The following is an 18,669-nucleotide window of genomic DNA, read 5'->3' on the forward strand; positions in this document are numbered from 1 at the left end:
CCGCGAAGAGGCCAGCCAAAAACAACACAAAAACAACAAGAGAACGCCCATGCCCCAGCCAAGCTACTCCCAGGGCGACCAGGCCAAAGCCCTGCTCACCCAATGCATCGGCGACGCCTTCGACACCACCGTCGCGCGCTTCCCGGACCGCGAAGCCCTGGTGGTCCGCCATCAGGCCCAGCGCTACACCTGGCAGCAACTGGCCGAGGCCGTCGACCAGCACGCCCGCGCCCTCATGGCCCTAGGCGTGCAACCCGGTGACCGCCTGGGTATCTGGGCGCCCAACTGCGCCGAGTGGTGCATCACCCAGTTTGCCAGCGCCAAGGTTGGCGCGATCCTGGTCAACATCAACCCGGCTTACCGCTCCAGCGAACTCGACTACGCCCTCGGCCAGTCCGGGTGCCGCTGGGTGATCTGCGCCGACGCGTTCAAAACCTCCGATTACCACACCATGCTGCTGAGCCTGATCCCGGGCCTTGCCAGCGGCCAACCGGGGGCGCTGACCTGCGATCGGTTCCCCGAACTACGCGGCGTGGTCAGCCTGGCGGCTGCGCCACCGCCGGGCTTTCTGGCCTGGCACGCGTTGCAGGCCCGCGCCGAAGCTGTCAGCCGTGAGGCCCTGGGCGAGCGCCAGGCACAACTGCGCTGCGACGACCCGATCAACATCCAGTACACCTCGGGCACAACCGGCTTCCCCAAGGGCGCCACCCTCAGCCACAGCAACATTCTGAACAACGGCTACATGGTCGGCGAAAGCCTGGGCCTGACCGAGCACGACCGGTTGGTGGTGCCAGTGCCGTTGTATCACTGTTTCGGCATGGTCATGGCCAACCTTGGCTGCATGACCCACGGCAGCACCCTGATCTACCCCAACGATGCCTTCGACCCGCTGGCCACGCTGCGTGCGGTGGCCGAGGAAAAGGCAACCGCGCTGTACGGTGTGCCGACCATGTTCATCGCCGAACTGGACCACCCGCAGCGGGGTGAATTCGACCTGTCGAGCCTGCGCACCGGGATCATGGCCGGCGCCACTTGCCCGATCGAGGTAATGCGCCGGGTGATCGGCGAAATGCACATGGCCGAAGTGCAGATTGCCTATGGCATGACCGAGACCAGCCCGGTGTCGCTGCAGACCGGGCCCGATGATGACCTGGAACGCCGGGTGACCAGTATTGGCCGTACCCAGCCACGGCTGGAGAACAAGGTGGTCGATGTCGACGGAAACACCGTGCCGCGTGGCGAAATAGGTGAACTGTGCACCCGTGGCTACAGCGTAATGCTCGGCTACTGGAACAACCCCAAGGCCACGGCCGAAAGCATCGATGGCGAGGGCTGGATGCACACCGGCGACCTGGCGGTGATGGACGAGCAGGGGTATGTGCGCATCGTCGGGCGCAGTAAAGACATGATCATTCGTGGCGGCGAGAACGTTTACCCGCGCGAGCTGGAAGAGTTTTTCTTCACCCACCCGTCGGTGGCCGATGTGCAGGTGATTGGCGTGCCTTGCAGCAAGTATGGCGAGGAGATTGTCGCCTGGGTGCGGCTGCACCCGGGGCATACCGCCAGTGAGGAAGAACTGCGCGAGTGGGCGAGGGTGCGGATTGCGCACTTCAAGGTGCCTCGGTACTTCCGCTTTGTCGACGAGTTCCCGATGACGGTGACCGGCAAGGTGCAGAAGTTCAGGATGCGCGAGATCAGTATAGATGAGCTCTCCGCTGGATAATCACATCTATGCCGTTGTGCGGTTCTTGTGGGAGCGGGCTTGTCCCGCGAACACCGGCAAAGCCGGCGCCATTCACCGCGTCGCCTGCTTCGCGGGACAAGCCCGCTCCCACACTGGCCGGCGCGTGGCCTTAATCTTGTAGCAACTCCGGGCTATTGAAATTGCTTAACCGGGGATCATTTTGGACACATTCCAAACCCTGAACCGCCTCGCGCAGCAGCGCCTTCTGCAAGCTTCGCTCATCCGCGGCCCAAGCCTGTTCAAGCATCGGCAGCACCCGCCGCGGCAGCACGCTGAACATCGGCTGCCAATACCCACCCTGGCGCACCATGGCCGCACTGTCATTGGCCACCGCCAGCTGTAGCAGATCTTCAATTAACACCCGGTCAACCCGTGGTGCATCGCAGGCCAGCACCACCATCCACTCATGCCGTGCCACCTTGAGCCCGGCAATCACCCCCGCCAACGGCCCGGGGAAATCTGCTTCGGCATCGCCCACCAACTGGTCGGCATACGTTTGGTAGGCGTCCTGATTGCGGTTGCAGGAAATCACCAGATCATCGCTCAATGGCCTGACGACCCGCCGCACATGCGCCACCAGCGGTTCGCCCTGCCAGGCGATCAACCCTTTGTCACGACCGCCCATGCGCTGCCCGCGGCCACCGGCGAGAATGAGGATGGAGCAGGGGGGCAGTGCAGCAGGCATGAAAAAGGGCTCCGGGCAGTCATTGCCGAGAACCCTCCCATTTCACGCAGGGCTTGTCCAGTCAGCTTTCACCAGCCACCGCTTGTTTGCTGCTATGCGCCTGGCGTCGCCCGGACAGCCGCATTACCACCACGAAGAACACCGGCACAAACACCACCGCCAAAGTGGCGCTGAGCATCCCGCCGATCACCCCGGTGCCAATCGCCTGCTGGCTGGCCGAGCTGGCGCCGCTGGCGATGGCCAGTGGCACCACGCCGAGGATGAACGCCAGCGAGGTCATCACGATCGGTCGAAGGCGCAGGCGGGCGGCCTGCACGGCAGCGTCGGCGGCGTCCACGCCCTGGTCGACCAGGTGCTTGGCGAACTCGATGATCAGGATGGCGTTCTTTGCCGACAGGCCGATCAGGGTAATCAGGCCAACCTTGAAGAACACGTCGTTGGGCATGCCTCGCAGGGTCACGGCCAGCACCGCACCCAGCATACCGAGCGGCACCACCAGCAGCACGGCGGTGGGGATCGACCAGCTTTCGTACAGCGCTGCCAGACACAGGAACACGATCAGCAACGACAATGCCATCAGCAGCGGTGCCTGGCTGCCGGACAAGCGCTCCTGCAGCGACAGGCCGGTCCATTCCAGGCCAGCGCCGGGCGGCAGCTGAGCCACCAGGCGTTCGATTTCGGCCATCGCTTCGCCCGAGCTGTGGCCAGCTGCCGGCTCTCCGGAAATCGACACCGCCGGGTAGCCGTTGTAGCGGGTCAACTGCACCGGGCCGCTGACCCACCTGGCCTGGACGAATGCGCCCAGTGGCACCATCTTGCCGCTGTTGTTGCGTACGTGGATTTTCAGCAGGTCTTCGACCTGGCTGCGCTGGTCGCCTTCGGCCTGCACCACGACCCGCTGCATGCGGCCCTGATTGGGGAAGTCGTTGACGTAGCTGGAGCCCACCGCCACGTCCAGTACCGAACCGATATCGGCAAACGACACGCCCAAGGCATTGGCCTGGCGGCGGTCGATCTCCAACTGCACCTGCGGGCTTTCGGCCAGCGATGCCTCGCGCACGTTGGTCAGCACCTTGCTTTTGCCAGCATTGGCCAGCAGCGTGTCGCGGGCGGCCATCAGCTCGGCGTGGCCCATGCCGCCGCGGTCCTGCAGGCGGAACTCGAAGCCGGTCGACTCGCCCAGGCCGTCGATAGGCGGCGGCAGCACCGAAAACGCCACGGCGTCCTTGAGCTGGGAGAAGGCTGCGCTGGCGCGGTCGGCAATCGACTGGGCGCTGTCGTCGGCACCACGCTCGGACCAGTCCTTGAGGGTAGTGAAGGTCAGTGCCGCGTTTTGCCCGCTACCAGAGAAGCTGAAGCCGAGGATCACCGTGGTATTGCCCACACCGGGTTCTTCGGCGTTGTGCGCCTCGATTTGCGCAGCCACCTGTTCCGTGCGCATGCGGCTGGCCCCTGGCGGCAGCTGGATGTCGGTGATGGTGTAGCCCTGGTCTTCGGTGGGCAGGAATGCCGTGGGCAACTGGCTGAAGCCATAGCCCAGCACCGCCAGCAGCACCGCGTACACCAGCAGGTAGCGGCCGCTGCGCTTGAGCGCCTGCACCACCCAGCGCTGGTAGCCGTTGCTCATGCTTTCGAAGCGGCGGTTGAACCAGCCGAAGAAGCCTTTGCGTTCATGGTGTTCACCCTTCGCCACCGGCTTGAGCAGGGTGGCGCACAGCGCTGGGGTAAGGCTCAGAGCCAGGAACGCCGAGAACAGGATCGACACGGCCATCGACACTGAGAACTGCTGGTAGATCACTCCCACCGAGCCTTGCATGAAGGCCATGGGCAGGAACACTGCCACCAGCACCAGGGTGATGCCGACGATCGCACCGCTGATCTGGCCCATGGCCTTGCGCGTTGCTTCTTTGGGTGGCAAGCCCTCTTCGGCCATGATGCGCTCGACGTTTTCCACCACCACGATGGCGTCGTCGACCAGAATGCCGATGGCCAGGACCATGCCGAACAGGGTCAGCACGTTAACCGAGAAGCCCATGGCCAGCATCACCGCGAAGGTACCCATCAGCGCCACCGGCACCACCAGGGTGGGGATCAGGGTGTAGCGCAGGTTCTGCAGGAACAGGAACATCACCGCAAACACCAACAGCATGGCTTCGAACAGGGTGGTAATGACCTGCTCGATCGACACCTTGACGAACGGCGAGGTGTCATAGGGGATGTCGTACTTGACGCCTTCCGGGAAGTAACGCGCCAGCTCCTGCATTTTTGCCCGTACCAGGGTGGCGGTTTCCATGGCGTTGGCACCCGGCGAGAGCTGCACGCTGAACGCGGTGGCCGGTTTGCCGTTCAGGCGCGTGCCGAACTGGTATTCCTGGGCGCCGATCTCGACCCGGGCGACATCACCGACGGTCACCGTGGAACCGTCGAGATTGGCGCGCAGCACAATGGCGGCGAACTCTTCTGGTGTGCTCAGCTGGCCCTTGACTACCACGTTGGCGGTGATTTCCTGGGTGCTGCGGCTGGGCAGGTCGCCGATGCTGCCAGGCGCGACCTGGGCGTTCTGAGCGGCGATGGCCTCGGCCACGTCGTTGGGCGTGAGGTTGAAACCGATCAGCTTGCCCGGGTCGATCCAGATGCGCATGGCGCGCTCCGAACCGTACAGCTGGGCCTTGCCGACGCCCTTGATGCGGCGGATTTCGTCCATCACGTTGCGCGCAAGAATGTCCGACAATGCGGTTTCGTCGAGCTTGCCGTCTTCGGAGGTAAGGGTGCCCAGCAGCAGGAAGCCGGTGGACACCTTTTCTACCTGCAGGCCTTGCTGGGTGACCGGCCGCGGAAGGCGCGACTCGACTACCTTCAGGCGGTTCTGCACGTCGACCTGGGCCAGGTCCGGGTGGGTACCCGGGGCGAAGGTGGCGGTGATGGTGGCGCTGCCCAGGCTGCTCTGCGACTCGAAGTACAGCAGGTTGTCGGCCCCGTTGAGTTCCTGCTCGATCAGGCTCACAACGCTTTCGTCCATGGTCGCCGCCGAGGCGCCCGGGTACACGGCGTAGATCTCCACCTGCGGCGGTGCCACGTTGGGATACTGGGCCACCGGCAGTTGCGGGATGGCCAGCGCACCGGCCAGCAGGATGAACAGTGCGACCACCCAGGCGAATACCGGGCGGTCGATAAAGAATTGCGGCATGAGTCAGGCCCTCACTGGCCGGTATGCTGTGCGATGGGCGGTGCTGTGGATGCGTTGTCGACCTGCACCTGGTCACCAGCCTTGACGTGTTGCAGGCCCTCGACCACCACCCGCTCGCCGGGGGCCAGGCCTTCGCTGACGATCCAGCGGTCGCCCTGGGCGCTGCCCAGCACCACTTGGCGGTCGCTGACCCGGGCCTGTTGGTCGACCACCAACACCTTGGGTACGCCGGCGCTGTCGCGCAGGATGGCGCGCTGCGGCACGCTCAGGCCCTTGGGTTGCACGGCCTGCTCCAGGCGCACGCGCACATAGCTGCCGGGCAGCAGGTCGAGGTCCGGGTTGGGGAACTCGCTGCGCAGGGTGATCTGGTTGGTGGTGGGGTCGACGCTGATGTCGGAGAACAGCAGCTTGCCTGGCAACGGGTAGGCGCTGCCATCGTCCTGGATCAGCGTGGCGCGGGCCTGGCCGTCGCCCACCTGTTGCAACTCGCCTGCGCGCAAGGCGCGGCGCAGGGCATTGAGCTCGCGGGTAGACTGGGTAACGTCGGCGTGGATCGGGTCCAGTTGCTGGATGGTCGCCAGCGGGGTGCTTTCGTTTTGCCCGACCAGTGCGCCCTCGGTGACCAGGGCGCGGCCGATGCGGCCGGAAATCGGCGCGGTGACGGTGGCGTAGCCGAGGTTCAGGCGGGCGCGTTCCAGGGCCGCCTTGGCGGCGGCTACGTCGGCGTCAGCCTGCAGGAAGCCGGCTTTGGCGTTGTCGTATTCCTGGCGGCTGACGGCCTTGTCGTCGACCAGCTCGCGGTAGCGCTGCTCCTGCAAACGCGCCTGGTACAACGTGGCCTCGGCCTTGGCCAGGGTGGCGCGTGCGCTGTCATGGTCGGCCTTGAACGGCGCGGGGTCGATCAGGAACAGCACATCGCCCTGTTTGACATCGCTGCCTTCGCGGTACACCCGCTTGAGTACCACGCCCGCGACGCGTGCGCGCACCTCGGCGGTGCGCGGCGCCAGGATGCGGCCGCTGAGTTCGCTGCTGATGGCCAGCGGCTGCAGTTGCAGGGTTTCCACCCGCACTTGCGGGGTAGGCGCTTTTTCGTCTTGCTCGGTGCTGTCGCTGCAGCCGGCCAGGGCCAGGCTCAGAAACGCCATGAGCGCCACAGGACGCAGGCGAGGAGAGAGGGTAGTAGGCATACGGATCTTCCGATGATGACCGTGCATATGGTACGGCAGGTGTGGGCCGAGCGGCTGTTAACACCTGTAGGACGAGTGTGAAAAAGTGTGAAGAACAATCCTGTGGTGGTGCAGTGTTCTATATCCTGAGTATTCCTGAGCTGGCCTCTTCGCGGGCTTGCCCGCTCCCACAGGGTCACACTGCTCCTGAAACGTGTGCAATACCTGTGGGAGCGGGCGAGCCCGCGAAGAGGCCAGAGAGGTTTACCCCAACCTAGATCTCAACCGCCTATGCCAAATATTTTCCTGGTCGAAGACGACAGCGCCCTGTCCGAGCTGATCGCCAGCTACCTGCAACGCAACGACTTCCATGTCCAGGTGATCGCCCGGGGCGATCATGTGCTGGACGAATATCGTCGGCAAAAACCTGACCTGGTTATTCTCGACCTGATGTTGCCAGGTATCGATGGCTTGCAACTGTGCCGCCTGCTGCGCCAGGAGTCGCAGAACCTGCCGATCCTGATGCTGACCGCCCGCGACGACAGCCATGATCAGGTACTGGGCCTGGAGATGGGCGCCGACGATTACGTGACCAAACCCTGCGAGCCGCGCGTGCTGCTGGCCCGCGTGCGTACGCTGCTGCGCCGCAGTAGCGTCAACGAGCCGCGGCTGGACAACGATCTGATCCTGATCGGTGGCCTGCGCATCGACCTGGCCGAGCGCACGGTGAGCTGGCGCGGCGAAGAGGTGGAGTTGTCCAGCGGCGAGTACAACCTGCTGGTGGTTTTGGCGCGCAATGCCGGCGAAGTGCTGAACCGCGACCGCATCCTGCAGCAGCTGCGTGGTATCGAATTCAACGGCACCGACCGCTCGGTAGACGTGGCCATCTCCAAGCTGCGGCGCAAGTTCGACGACAACGCCGGCGAGGCGCGCAAGATCAAGACAGTCTGGGGCAAGGGCTACCTGTTCAGCCGCGTCGAGTGGGAGTGCTGACCGCTCATGCTCAAGATCCTGGTGCGGCTGTACCTGGTCATCATCGTTGCCTATGCCGGTGCGTTGCTGTTCATCCCTGACACCATCGTCGGGCTGTTCCGCGACCGCTTCATGGCCTACAACCTGGACCAGGCCAAGGGTGTACAGGCGCTGATCGTGCGCCAATTCCGCCAGGCCCCGCCCGAGCAGTGGCCAGCGGTGGCGCAGGAACTGGCCAATGATTTCTCGCCGCTGCAACTGCAGCTGCTACGCATGGACCAGGCCGGCTTGAGCGATGAAGAGCAGGCGCGCCTGGAGCATGGCCTGCATGCGGTGCGCATTGCCGAGTGGGGCTATTACGAAACCGTGCTGGCACCGTTGGACAAGCAATGGCTGGTGCGCCTGCATTCACCGCCAGACCCGCTGGACATCAACGTGCTGTCGTGGGGCGTGACCGTGCTCATCGGTGCAGCAATGCTGGGGTGCCTGCTGTTATGGGTATGGCCGCACTGGCGCGACCTGGAGCGCCTGAAGGAAACCGCACGGCGCCTGGGCCAGGGGCAGATGGCCGAGCGCACTCACATATCGCCGCATTCCAACATTGGTGAACTGGCCGGGGTGTTCGACACCATGGCCAGTGACCTGGAGCGCCACGTCAACCAGCAGCGCGAGCTGCTTAACGCGGTGTCCCATGAGCTGCGCACCCCACTGACCCGCCTGGACTTCGGCCTGGTGCTGCTGTTCGACGAAGTGCCGCCGACCAGCCGAAAGCGCCTGCTGGAACTGGTGGGGCATGTGCGTGAGCTGGATGAGCTGGTGCTGGAGCTGCTGTCCTACAGCCGGCTGTACAACGCCGACCAGGCCCGCGAGCGGGTCGAGGTGTCGTTGCTGGAGCTGGTCGACAGTGTACTCGGTGGTTTTGCCGAAGAACTCGATGGCCGCGGTATCCAGTGGGAAGTGCGGGCCGAGGGCGATTTACCGCGGTTTGTGCTGGACCCACGGCTGACGGCACGGGCGGTGCAGAACCTGGTGCGCAATGCCATGCGTTATTGCGATGAAAGCCTGTTGCTGCGCTTGCGCCTGGAAGGCGATGGTGCCTGTCTGCTGACGGTGGAGGATGACGGGATTGGTATTCCGGTGGAGGAGCGCGAGCGGATTTTCCAGCCGTTCTACCGGCTGGACCGCAGCCGCGACCGCAACACCGGTGGGTTTGGCCTGGGGCTGGCGATCAGCCGGCGGGCGATCGAGGGGCAGGGCGGCACCTTGACCGTGGCGCAGTCGGCGTTGGGCGGCGCGCAGTTCAGGATTCGTCTGCCAGCCGGGTAGTCCACAGCACCACACGGTCCTTGCCGGTGTGCTTGGCTTCATACAACGCCTGGTCGGCGCGAATCAGCGCTGTGCTCAGGCTGTCACCCCTGTCTATCTGGGCCAGGCCGATGCTGATGGTGACCGGGTGCTCGCCAATGTCCTCGCGTACCCGCCTGCACAGCGCCGCCACCTGCAGCTCGGCACCCTGCTGATCGAGGCCTTCCAGGAAGATGGCGAACTCTTCGCCACCCAGTCGGGCAAACGCGTGGCCGGCCATGCTCGCCTTGATATGCAGGGCCACGCGCTTGAGTACTTCGTCGCCAACGTCATGGCCAAAGCGGTCATTGACCCGCTTGAAGTTGTCAATGTCGATCATGGCCAGGTATTGCCCAGTCGCGGCCGAGTGCAACTGGCGGTTGGCGATGGCCATGAACGAACGGCGGTTGGGGATTTCGGTCAGGGCGTCGACATAGGCCTGCTCCAGCAGTACTTTCGACAGGTAGAAGTTATGCAGCTTGGCCTTGCGCATTTGCAGGTAGCTGTAGATGACCAGGCCACTGAGGAAAACCGCGTAGCTGAGCAGCATGGCACCTTCGAGTTCGTCGGGCTCGATGCGGGTGTGGTAGAACGGGCTGAGCACCACCCAGGTAATGACCATGGCGCAGAAGAACGACCAGCGCCGCACCGGCAGCACCGACACCGCATACAGCACGGTGGAGACGCCGAGTACCAGCCAGACCGGGCGCAGGGTGACGGGGATACCTTCGATCACCAGGCGCATGCCCAGGGTGATGACTGCGACAAACAGCAGGTTGAGCACGTCGAAGTGATGGCTGCGGCGAGTGAAGTGCAGCACCACGGTGAGGCAGCCGAGCAGGGCAATGAACAGGTAAGACAGCCAGGTAAAGCCTTGGCCGCCGAGGAAGCTCACGATCAGGTCGAAGACCAGCCAGATCAGGATGCTGACGCAGAATATCAGCAGGCAGAACGGGCGCATGGACTCGAATTCGTGCTGCCGGAACTCGGCGCGCAGGGCGGCGGGGGCGACCTGCTTGCGCACGTGTTCTTCGATGGTTTTGAACATGGGGTCTCCTGGGCGTACGGCGACTCAATCTTGAGGTAGGGCACCCCGGGCCCAAGGCCGATAACGCAGGTCAAACACGGCTTCGGCATGGCACCCGCTGCCCAGCTTCGGCTCGGCAGGCTCGGCCCGGAATGCCTGACCGGGTGCGCTCACCTGGCGGAACGCCTCGCGCACCACACCGATGCGGCACGCCAAGGCCTGTTCGTAACCTTGGCGCACCAATGGCGGCAGCCGTCCGGTACCGGCGCCATCCTGCCACCACACCGTCAGGCCCAGGCCTGCCAGTTGATCCAGCCACGCGGCATTGACCCGGGGCGACAGTTTGCCTGCGCTGAAGGCACTGATGTGCAGTGGCTTGTCGAGCTGGCGCTTGAAGGCTTGCAACTGGCTGAACAGGGCTTCGCGCCGCGCGGGTTCGCGAAAATGCTGGTCGTCCAGCTCCATGGGCAGGTACCAGCCATCCACCGGCAGTTCCCAGGCCTGGCGCAGTTGCCGGTATTGGCCGAGTGAGCGCCCCAGCTGCGCTTTCCAGTAGCTGTTCAGGCCTTCGCCGTCCAGTTCGTCCAGGCGTTGGTAGTAGGCGGGGTCCATGTACAGCCCCAGCACCAACTGCAGGCCTTGGGCACGTGCGGTGCGCAGGCTGTCGGCCAGCCAGCCCTGGGCCCCACCGAAGTCGCTGTCGCCATAGGCGCTCCATTGCACGATGAGGGTTTTGCCCCCTTGGGCCACGGTGGCATGCCACAGTTGTTGCCACTGGGCAGGGGTGACATTGGCGTCGCGGTTGAGGGGTTGGTAGAACAGGCGCTGGTCGGCCGTGGCGGGCAGGCACAGGGCAAGCAGGCAGAAGGCGAGGATCGTACGCATCAGAAGGTCATCTCCGCACCGACCAGCACGCCGTTGGCGCGCTCGTACAGGTTGCCGCCCAGCGACTGCTGGTACTCGGCACGCACTTTCAGCGAGCCACGGTAGGCGTTGTAGCGGTCGTCATCGAACCACCATTGCCAGCGCACGCCAACCCCGGCCCGGGCGTCCTGGCGCCAGTCGTTGCTCGGGTCCTGGCTGGAGAATTCGACAAAACCATAGGGCATGATTGTTTGCGGGGCGCTGCCGGGGAGCTTCCAGGCATGGCCTTGCTGGTAGCGCGACAGCCAGGCGTGGTCGCCGGCGCGGGTCCACCAGGCGGCGTCGAGGTAGAGGAAGCGCTCGTTCCAGTCGTCCTCGTCCACACGCCAGTCATTGCGCCAGTTGCCCTGGTCAAGGAACGAGGCGGTGGCGCGCAACAGCAGGTCGTTGCTCGATTCGGCATGGTGGCGCAGGTCGCCCCAGTTGCCACCGACCTTGGCCGGGCTCAGCAACTGGCCAAGGCTCAGGCCGCCGTAGTGCTCTTCGTCGATCTGCCGCTGATGGTACAGCTCGGCGTACAGGTTGAGGTTGGCCTGGCCGAGCGGCTTGTAGCGCAGGCCGACCCCGGTGCCCATGCTTTGCGCATAGTCGGTGCGGCTCTGGCCACCGAACAGCACCCGGCCGTACACCGACAGGGTGCTGCCGTTACGGCTGGGCTCCTCGCCCAGTGCATGGTCCCACATGGCCAGTTGCACGTTCTGGGACTGGGCACGGCGCGAGCTGCCGCTGCGCTGGCCGTTGTCGAGGAACTTGTCGTTGGTCGAGGTGCCGGCGGGTGACCAGGTGCTGGCCAGGGTGATGGTGTCGCGCCGTGAGAGGCTTTCGTGAGCACGGCGCTGGCGGTACTTGCGAGCTTCCAGGCTGCCGTACTCGTCGTCACCGTCGACCAGATTCTGCTCAACATCGAGGATTCGGCGCAGTTCGCGGCGAGCCGAGGCGCTGTCTTCGGCTTCGTCGTAACGCAGGGCCAGGGTTTCGCCGAGGCGATAATCTTCGGGGAAGTCGTGGGTGGCACGTTCCAGGTAGGGGATAGATTGGCGGCGCTGGGTTTTGTCCGCCGAGCCAGCCAGGCGCATGCCATAGTCGGCGCGGTAGCGCGGCTGATCGGGGGCCAGGCGCACGGCTTCGGCCAACCAGGCCATGCTCTGCTCGCGGTCGCCGGCCAGTTGCGCGGTGCTGGCAGCTGCGTAGTAGTGGTCGGGCCGTGGGTTGCTTGCCAATGCCTGGCGCTGGAAGCCCAAAGCAGCCTGGTAATCGCCCTGGCGCTGGGCAATGGCTGCGCCCAGTGCCCAGTCATCGGCGCTGTGGTGCGCGGCGGCGTCCCAATAGCGGCGGGCCGCTTCAGCGTCACCTGCGCTAAGCGCGCCACTGGCCGCAGTGAGGCGGGCGTTGTCGGTCCAGGCGCTGTCTGGCAGGCTGCGCCAGATAGGCAGCGCGGCCTGGGAATCGCCGGCCGCTTCAAGTGCATAGGCCAAAGGCAGGCGATTGCTGGCGTCACCCAGGCGCTCGGCAGCCTGGTAGTAGACCACCGCTTCACCGGCTTGGTCGGGCATGGCGCAGCGGCCCAGGGCGCGGTACTGACCGGGCTCGCTCGGGGTGGCCGGCACCGCTTGGCGCACGGCGTCGCAGCGGCCGGCCTCGGCCAGGCGGCCGAGCAACTGGGCACGGGTATTAGCATCGAGCCGGGGGATCAGGCTGCGTATGCGGGGGCTGTCCAGTGGCCCGTCGTTGCGGGCATACAAGTTGCCCAGGCGTTGCAGCAGCGACGGGCTGAGGCGGCCTTGGCGTTGGTCGTAGGCCTGTTCCAGCAGGCGCCGGGCGTGTGTGGTCTGGTCATGGTCCACCAACAGAAAGGTGGCTTGCTCCAGTGCGGCCAGGTCGCCGGTTTGCCGGTAGTGTTTTTCCCACTCGGTGGCCGTGCGCGGTTGTGGGGATTGCGGCGGATCGCCATACAGGCGTTGCTTGAGCACCGCGTAGGCGCGTGAATCGGCAGTGGCCGTGCAGCCTTTGAACTGTTCGCGGGCAAGGTCCGGGTCATGGCGTGACAGCCAGTCGACGGTGTCCAGACAGGGCCGCTGCAGGTCGTTGCTCAGGCGCCGCACCAGCACCGCATCATCGCCTTCACGGGCCAGCTCCCACAGTTGCTGACGCTGGTCGGGCTGGCTCAGTTGATCAGGCGGCAGCGACTGCAACCAGCGCTGGGCTTGCTGGTTGTGGCCAACAGCGATGGCGCGGTTGGCCATGGCCAAGCGCGCCTGGTTAGCCAACTGAGGGGAGGGCGCGCTGGGCAGCAGCGTGTTCAGCCCTTTTTCATCCACTTGCTGGACATAGGCATTGGCCAGGCGTTGCCAGTCTTCGGCCGGCAACTGGCCCTTGTCGGCCAGCGGCTGCAGTTGCTCGATGGTTTCCTTCCAGTTGCGCAGTTGTTCGGCGAAATTGGCCCGTGCCAGGCGCAATACCTGTCCGTCATCCCTGGGCGGCAACTGACTGAGCCAGTCCAGCGCCTTGCCCGCACCACCGAATTTGGCCAGGCTCAGGCTGTAGGCCTGCCACAGGCGAACGCGTTGATTACCCTCACTGGTAGCCAGCCATTGTTCCACCTGGCTGGCGGGCGGTGGGTCCTGTTCGATCCAGGTCAGGCGCAGTTCGAGCAGGGCGTCGGCGTATTCGGGGCTGCCGCTCAACTGGTCGGCCAGCGCTTCGGCATCCTTGTAGCGGCGTTGATGGGCCAGGGCCTCTACCAGCAGGGCGCGGGCTTCGTCGTTGTTCGGCACCCGGTTCAGCACGTGGCGGGTCAGCCGTTCGACCTCGGCCCAGTTGTCTTTCTTGGCCTCACGATAACTGCGGTCCATGAACGGAAAGCTGGTGAACCGCTGGAAGTCGGTCATCGGCGCCGAGGCGGCGACAGGCAGTGCGGCGCAGCACAGTAAAAGGCCACTGAAGGTAATGGAAAGGCGCGGCTTCATGCCACCTCCCGGGTCAGATCAAGGGCGGCCTGCTGCTCGCTGGCCTGCTCAATGAGCGCCTGCTGCAACACTTGTTCGGTGATGATGCCGCGGGCGATCAGGTGCTCGCCCAGGCTTTGCTGCTCGGGATCGAAGTCGATCAGTGCCTGGTTGAACAGGGTGGCCGGGACCATGCCGCGCACCTGCAACAGGGTGCCGAGCATGACCTGGTGATGGCTGACCCGTTCCAGCAGCGCTTCGTCGTCCTGATGGCGTTCGAGCACGGCCAGCATGTCGCGGGTTTCCGGCTTCTGCCAGGGGCTTGGATAGTGATGGCGCAGGCCCAGGGTTACCCGGCCCTGTGGCGCAAGGCGCACGCGCACCGGGCGCTTCAGCTGGCGGCTGATTACCCCCAGTGACACTTGGCTCACCGGGCTTTCGCTGGCCAGGATCAGGGTGTCGCCGTCTTCGGCCACGGGCAGTACGCCATAGTGCGTCGCCAGTTTGCGTGGCAGCCTGGCAATCAGTTGCGGGTCGAGCTTGAACGGGTTCAGCGGCGCCCAGGGCAGGTCCAGTTGTTCGGCCAGGGTGGCTACCAGTTGTTCGCTGTTCACCCAGCCACGCAGCAGCAGTTCGCGGCCCAGGCGCCGGCGTACCGGGCTGGTAATTGCCTGTTGCAACTGTTCCTCGGTGATCAGCCCTTTGGCCACCAGACGCTGGCCCAGCGGTGTGCGGGCAGGGGCGGCGATGGCAGGGAACTCGTGGGTGGTCTTGTCCCAGGCTACACGCCGCGAGTCGCCCATCTCCATCACCTGGCGCAGCGCACGCAGGTTGGCGAAGAAGTTGACGAAGTTGCTCCACATCATCCGCGGTGCCGACAGCAGGCCTTCGCCAATGCCATAGAAACGGGTGACAAACCAGCCCCGCTGGAACAGGCGGTTGAACAGCATCAGCCCGTTCAGCCACAGCAGGGTGGACAGCAGCCAGCTGTCGCTGAGGATCGACATGAAACGCCACGCATCCGGCGCAATCACCGTGACCAGCCACATGGCCAGCAACACCAGCAGCAACAGGTTGACCAAAAAGCTCAGCAAGTAGGCGAACAGCCCGCGGCGGTCACGCCACAGGAAGTAGTTGAGCGCGCCAGTACGGCTCCAGCCGAGGTTGCTGGTGCCCTGGAACACGATACCAACGATCCACCGTGACTTCTGCCGGATGGCGTGCTGCCAGTCACGCGGGAAGTGCTCGCGCACGCAAATCACCTGGGAAAACTCCCGGCTCATGCCCGGCCGCCATTCCTGCTTCAGGGTCAGCGCCGGGTCGGTGATGGAATAGCGGGCGAAAATGCACTTCATGCCCTTTTGCTTCAGGCGAAAACCGATGTCGTAGTCTTCGGTGAGGCTCTGTACGTCGAAAGCAATGCCGTCGCCGTCTTCCAGCAGGGCGCTGATGGCACGGCGGCTGAAGCAGGTGCCGACCCCGGCGCTGGGCACCTGGCCGGTCAGCGCTTCGCGCACGATCACGTCCTTGCCGTGGTTTTCGGCGAACTCGTCGACATAGTGGCCGGCGGTGAAGCCTTTCCATTCCGGTGCGTAGGGGTAGACCGGGATCTGGATCATGTCCTTGTTCGGCAGCAGGTAGTTGAACAGGCGCAGCTCCATCGGCGAGATCACGTCTTCGGCGTCATGCAGGATGAAACCGGCGAACTCGATACCGGCGTCCTGCTGGAAGCGCAACAGGGCGTCGATGATGTTGTTCAGGCAGTCGGCCTTGCTGGTAGGGCCTGGGCGTGCGCACACCACTTTGTGCACGTTGGGGTAGTGCAGGCACACCGCGTCGACATCGGCCTGGGTTTGCGGGTCGTTAGGGTAGGTGCCGACGAAAATCTGGTAGTTCTCGTAGTCGATGGTGGAGGCGGCCAGGCGCGCCATTTCACCGACCACGCCCACTTCGTTCCAGGCCGGGACCATGATGGCCAAGGGTTTTTCAGGGACTTCGTACAAGCGCTTCTCGTCGGCCTTTTCGTACTTGTCATAGATGCGAAAGCGCCGGATCAGCTTGCGGCCCCAGTAGCACAGGTCAATGAACAGATCGTCCAGGCCCAGCAGGAACATCAGCGAGGCGAGGATGATCGCCAGGATCTTCAAGCCGAACAATACGTAGGTGAGAAAATCGATGAATGCCAGGTTCATGCAGCAGTCCCCGGCAGGGCGCAGTGGGCCATCGTCTTTATCCTCGCTCGGTTCCCTGGACGAAGTTGTACGAGATGTCGCCGTTTGTACGGGATAGATACAAGCAGCCGAACGCGCCATTGTCCAAATTTCGGGCTTTTTCTTGCGGGCGACATCTTGTAGCTTTACAGGTCGTTTACCCACGGAGCTGAACATGCAAGGCAAGGCCCGCAAGATCGTCCAGGCCATTCTTTACGAAGCCATCGCCGTCGCCTGCGTGGCGCCTGCGCTGGAACTGGCATTTGGTGCCGGCATGGCGCAATCGGCCATGTTGTCGGTGCTGATGTCGGGTATCGCGATGAGCTGGAACATGGGCTACAACTGGGTGTTCGAGCGTTGGGAAGCGCGCCAGCGCCAGCGTGAGCGCACCTTCCTGCGGCGCTTGCTGCATGCCTTGGGCTTCGAGGGCGGTTTGGTGGTGATCCTGCTGCCACTGGTGGCGTACTGGCTGGATGTGAGCCTGTGGGCGGCGCTGCTGACCAACCTGGCGTTGTTCGCGTTCTTCTTCGTGTACGCCTTTGCCTTCCAGTGGGGGTTCGACAAGGTGTTTGATGTGCCGCTTTCGGCGCAGCAGGCCAAGTGTTGACTTTGTGCCGTACTACCGGCTAAGTTCCTACCCCATGAATACATTCCCGCATGTGAACGCCATTATTATTACCGCCATTATCAGCTTGGCGGGCTAGCGCGTACGTGCACCGAACCCGCCCTGGAGGCGGGTTTTTTCTCTCTGACTCCTGGGCAACGTGAAAACAGCCAAGGAGTTATCGATGACCAGCTTCAGCGTCCCTCGCCCTACCGTCACCCCCCAGCAACTGCTGTCGGAGCAGGTACGGCGCATTCTGGCCGCGCCGGTGTACGACCTGGCCATCGAAACGCCGCTGCAAGCTGCGCCTGCGCTGTCTGCCAGCCTGGGTAACCAGGTGCTGCTCAAGCGCGAAGACCTGCAACCTACCTTCTCGTTCAAGATCCGCGGTGCCTATACCCGCCTGTCACGCCTGAGTGCTGTGCAGCGCGAGCGTGGGGTGATCACGGCTTCGGCAGGCAACCATGCCCAGGGCGTGGCCCTGGCTGCGTCGCACCTGGGCCTGAAGGCCACTATCGTCATGCCCACCACCACGCCGTCACTGAAGGTTGAAGGGGTACGCTCGCGGGGCGGGCATGTGGTGCTGCATGGCGAGAGCTTCCCGCACGCGCTCGCCCACGCGCTGAAACTGGCGGACAGCGAAGGCGCGACCTTTGTGCCGCCCTTCGATGACCCGGACGTGATCGCCGGGCAGGGCACCGTGGCCATGGAAATCCTGCGCCAGCGCCCGGGCGCGCTGGACGCCATTTTCGTGCCGGTGGGCGGTGGCGGGCTGATCGCCGGTATCGCCGCCTATGTGAAGTACCTGCGCCCGGAGGTGAAGGTGATTGGCGTCGAACCAGAGGACTCCAACTGCCTGCAGGCCGCCATGGCCGCCGGCGAGCGGGTGATCCTGCCGCAGGTCGGCACCTTTGCCGACGGTGTGGCGGTGGCGCAGATCGGCGCCCACTGCTTCGAGCTGTGCCGGCATTTTGTTGATGAAGTGGTGACCGTCAACAGTGACGAGCTGTGTGCGGCAATCAAGGACATCTACGACGATACCCGCTCCATCACCGAGCCGTCCGGTGCCCTGGCCGTGGCCGGGATCAAAAAGTATGTGGCACGTGATGGCGTGCATGGGCAAACCCTGGTGGCCATTGATTCCGGGGCGAACGTCAATTTTGACCGGCTGCGCCATGTGGCCGAGCGGGCTGAACTGGGCGAGCAGCGCGAGGCAATCATCGCCGTGACCATCCCCGAGCAGCCAGGCAGCTTCCGCGCCTTCTGTCAGGCACTGGGCAAGCGGCAGATCACCGAATTCAACTACCGCTATTACCCGGGTAAGGAAGCGCGCCTGTTCGTCGGGGTGCAGACTCACCCGGTGCACGACCCGCGTGACCAGCTGCTGGCCAACCTGCGCGAGCAGGGTTACAGCGTGCTGGACCTGACCGACAACGAGCTGGCCAAGCTGCATGTACGTCATACCGTGGGTGGACACGCTGCCCCGGGTGCCGATGAGCGGGTGCTGCGCTTCGAGTTCCCCGAGCGCCCGGGGGCGTTGCTGGGCTTCCTGGAGCGGTTGGGCAAGCGCTGGAACATCAGCCTGTTCCATTACCGTAACCACGGTGCGGCGGAGGCCCGGGTGTTTGCCGCGCTGGAGGTGCCAGGGGATGAGTTGGCCGGCTTGCCGTTGGCGCTGCACGAGATGGGGTATCGGTATTGGGACGAGACTGACAACCCGGCGTACACGCTATTCCTGGGCTGACGGCTGATCTACTTGGGCACCGGGCGTCTGCATTTGAGCAGCGCCCGTCTGTCGCCTTGACGGCGGTAATCGCAATTCCTCATCCACAGTGTGGGAACAACCTTTGGCACAGGAGGT

General features: G+C 64.4%; 12 protein-coding genes. 5 read left to right on the plus strand and 7 right to left on the minus strand.

Annotated features, from left to right (window positions below; genetic code table 11):
* Positions 1-49: 49 nt before the first annotated feature.
* Positions 50-1,723 carry a fatty acid CoA ligase family protein gene (locus P0Y58_15495; GenBank protein ID WEK28315.1) on the plus strand — a complete coding sequence of 558 codons (1,674 nt, stop codon included), beginning with the start codon at positions 50-52 and terminating at the stop codon, positions 1,721-1,723.
* Between the two features lie 130 nt (positions 1,724-1,853).
* Here P0Y58_15495 and mobA read toward each other — a convergent pair whose 3' ends face one another.
* From mobA to P0Y58_15510, 3 genes are all read right to left on the minus strand, one after another.
* The gene (gene mobA, locus P0Y58_15500; protein ID WEK28316.1) at positions 1,854-2,429 is read right to left on the minus strand and encodes a molybdenum cofactor guanylyltransferase MobA; all 576 of its coding nucleotides are present in this window, start codon (positions 2,427-2,429) and stop codon (positions 1,854-1,856) included.
* Between the two features lie 61 nt (positions 2,430-2,490).
* Positions 2,491-5,616, minus strand: coding sequence for an efflux RND transporter permease subunit (locus P0Y58_15505; protein WEK28317.1), 3,126 nt, complete (start codon positions 5,614-5,616; stop codon positions 2,491-2,493).
* A gap of 11 nt (positions 5,617-5,627) precedes the next feature.
* The gene (locus tag P0Y58_15510; protein WEK28318.1) at positions 5,628-6,803 is read right to left on the minus strand and encodes an efflux RND transporter periplasmic adaptor subunit; all 1,176 of its coding nucleotides are present in this window, start codon (positions 6,801-6,803) and stop codon (positions 5,628-5,630) included.
* 270 nt (positions 6,804-7,073) lie between these two features.
* On the opposite strand from P0Y58_15510, the gene P0Y58_15515 reads away from it, so the two are divergent.
* Both P0Y58_15515 and P0Y58_15520 read left to right on the plus strand, forming a co-directional pair.
* The gene (locus tag P0Y58_15515; protein ID WEK28319.1) at positions 7,074-7,775 is read left to right on the plus strand and encodes a response regulator transcription factor; all 702 of its coding nucleotides are present in this window, start codon (positions 7,074-7,076) and stop codon (positions 7,773-7,775) included.
* A 6-nt stretch (positions 7,776-7,781) separates the two neighbouring features.
* The gene (locus tag P0Y58_15520; protein WEK28320.1) at positions 7,782-9,080 is read left to right on the plus strand and encodes an ATP-binding protein; all 1,299 of its coding nucleotides are present in this window, start codon (positions 7,782-7,784) and stop codon (positions 9,078-9,080) included.
* Here P0Y58_15520 and P0Y58_15525 read toward each other — a convergent pair.
* The 4 genes from P0Y58_15525 to nrfB are packed head-to-tail and all read right to left on the minus strand — an operon-like array spanning position 9,055 to position 16,186.
* Positions 9,055-10,146: a GGDEF domain-containing protein gene (locus P0Y58_15525; protein ID WEK28321.1), complete on the minus strand. Its 1,092-nt coding sequence runs from the start codon at positions 10,144-10,146 to the stop codon at positions 9,055-9,057. The genes P0Y58_15520 and P0Y58_15525 overlap by 26 nt on opposite strands.
* Positions 10,147-10,170: 24 nt before the next feature.
* Positions 10,171-11,010: a DUF4434 family protein gene (locus P0Y58_15530; GenBank protein WEK28322.1), complete on the minus strand. Its 840-nt coding sequence runs from the start codon at positions 11,008-11,010 to the stop codon at positions 10,171-10,173.
* Complete coding sequence (locus P0Y58_15535; protein WEK28323.1) at positions 11,010-14,015, minus strand: phage receptor; 3,006 nt, start codon at positions 14,013-14,015, stop codon at positions 11,010-11,012. Before P0Y58_15535 ends, P0Y58_15530 begins: the two co-directional genes overlap by 1 nt.
* Positions 14,012-16,186, minus strand: a complete 2,175-nt coding sequence (nrfB, locus tag P0Y58_15540) for a cyclic di-3',5'-guanylate-activated glycosyltransferase NrfB (protein WEK28324.1) — start codon at positions 16,184-16,186, stop codon at positions 14,012-14,014. Before nrfB ends, P0Y58_15535 begins: the two co-directional genes overlap by 4 nt.
* Positions 16,187-16,379: 193 nt before the next feature.
* On the opposite strand from nrfB, the gene P0Y58_15545 reads away from it, so the two are divergent.
* Together P0Y58_15545 and ilvA are read left to right on the plus strand one after the other, a co-directional pair.
* A complete protein-coding gene (locus P0Y58_15545; GenBank protein ID WEK28325.1) occupies positions 16,380-16,811 on the plus strand; it encodes a PACE efflux transporter in 432 nt (143 codons plus the stop codon).
* Positions 16,812-16,992: 181 nt separating this feature from the next.
* Complete coding sequence (ilvA, locus tag P0Y58_15550; protein WEK28326.1) at positions 16,993-18,552, plus strand: threonine ammonia-lyase, biosynthetic; 1,560 nt, start codon at positions 16,993-16,995, stop codon at positions 18,550-18,552.
* The last annotated feature ends 117 nt before the right edge of the window (positions 18,553-18,669 follow it).

It is taken from the genome of Candidatus Pseudomonas phytovorans, assembly GCA_029202525.1.
GTDB lineage: Bacteria > Pseudomonadota > Gammaproteobacteria > Pseudomonadales > Pseudomonadaceae > Aquipseudomonas > Aquipseudomonas phytovorans.

Bases quoted from the DNA above. Each gene is read 5' to 3' on its own strand.
- nrfB (WEK28324.1), bottom strand. From the start codon at position 16,186: ATGAACCTGGCATTCATCGATTTTCTCACCTACGTATTGTTCGGCTTG.
- P0Y58_15535 (WEK28323.1), bottom strand. From the start codon at position 14,015: ATGAAGCCGCGCCTTTCCATTACCTTCAGTGGCCTTTTACTGTGCTGC.
- P0Y58_15525 (WEK28321.1), bottom strand. From the start codon at position 10,146: ATGTTCAAAACCATCGAAGAACACGTGCGCAAGCAGGTCGCCCCCGCC.
- P0Y58_15520 (WEK28320.1), top strand. From the start codon at position 7,782: ATGCTCAAGATCCTGGTGCGGCTGTACCTGGTCATCATCGTTGCCTAT.
- P0Y58_15505 (WEK28317.1), bottom strand. From the start codon at position 5,616: ATGCCGCAATTCTTTATCGACCGCCCGGTATTCGCCTGGGTGGTCGCA.
- P0Y58_15515 (WEK28319.1), top strand. From the start codon at position 7,074: ATGCCAAATATTTTCCTGGTCGAAGACGACAGCGCCCTGTCCGAGCTG.
- mobA (WEK28316.1), bottom strand. From the start codon at position 2,429: ATGCCTGCTGCACTGCCCCCCTGCTCCATCCTCATTCTCGCCGGTGGC.
- ilvA (WEK28326.1), top strand. From the start codon at position 16,993: ATGACCAGCTTCAGCGTCCCTCGCCCTACCGTCACCCCCCAGCAACTG.
- P0Y58_15545 (WEK28325.1), top strand. From the start codon at position 16,380: ATGCAAGGCAAGGCCCGCAAGATCGTCCAGGCCATTCTTTACGAAGCC.
- P0Y58_15510 (WEK28318.1), bottom strand. From the start codon at position 6,803: ATGCCTACTACCCTCTCTCCTCGCCTGCGTCCTGTGGCGCTCATGGCG.
- P0Y58_15495 (WEK28315.1), top strand. From the start codon at position 50: ATGCCCCAGCCAAGCTACTCCCAGGGCGACCAGGCCAAAGCCCTGCTC.
- P0Y58_15530 (WEK28322.1), bottom strand. From the start codon at position 11,010: ATGCGTACGATCCTCGCCTTCTGCCTGCTTGCCCTGTGCCTGCCCGCC.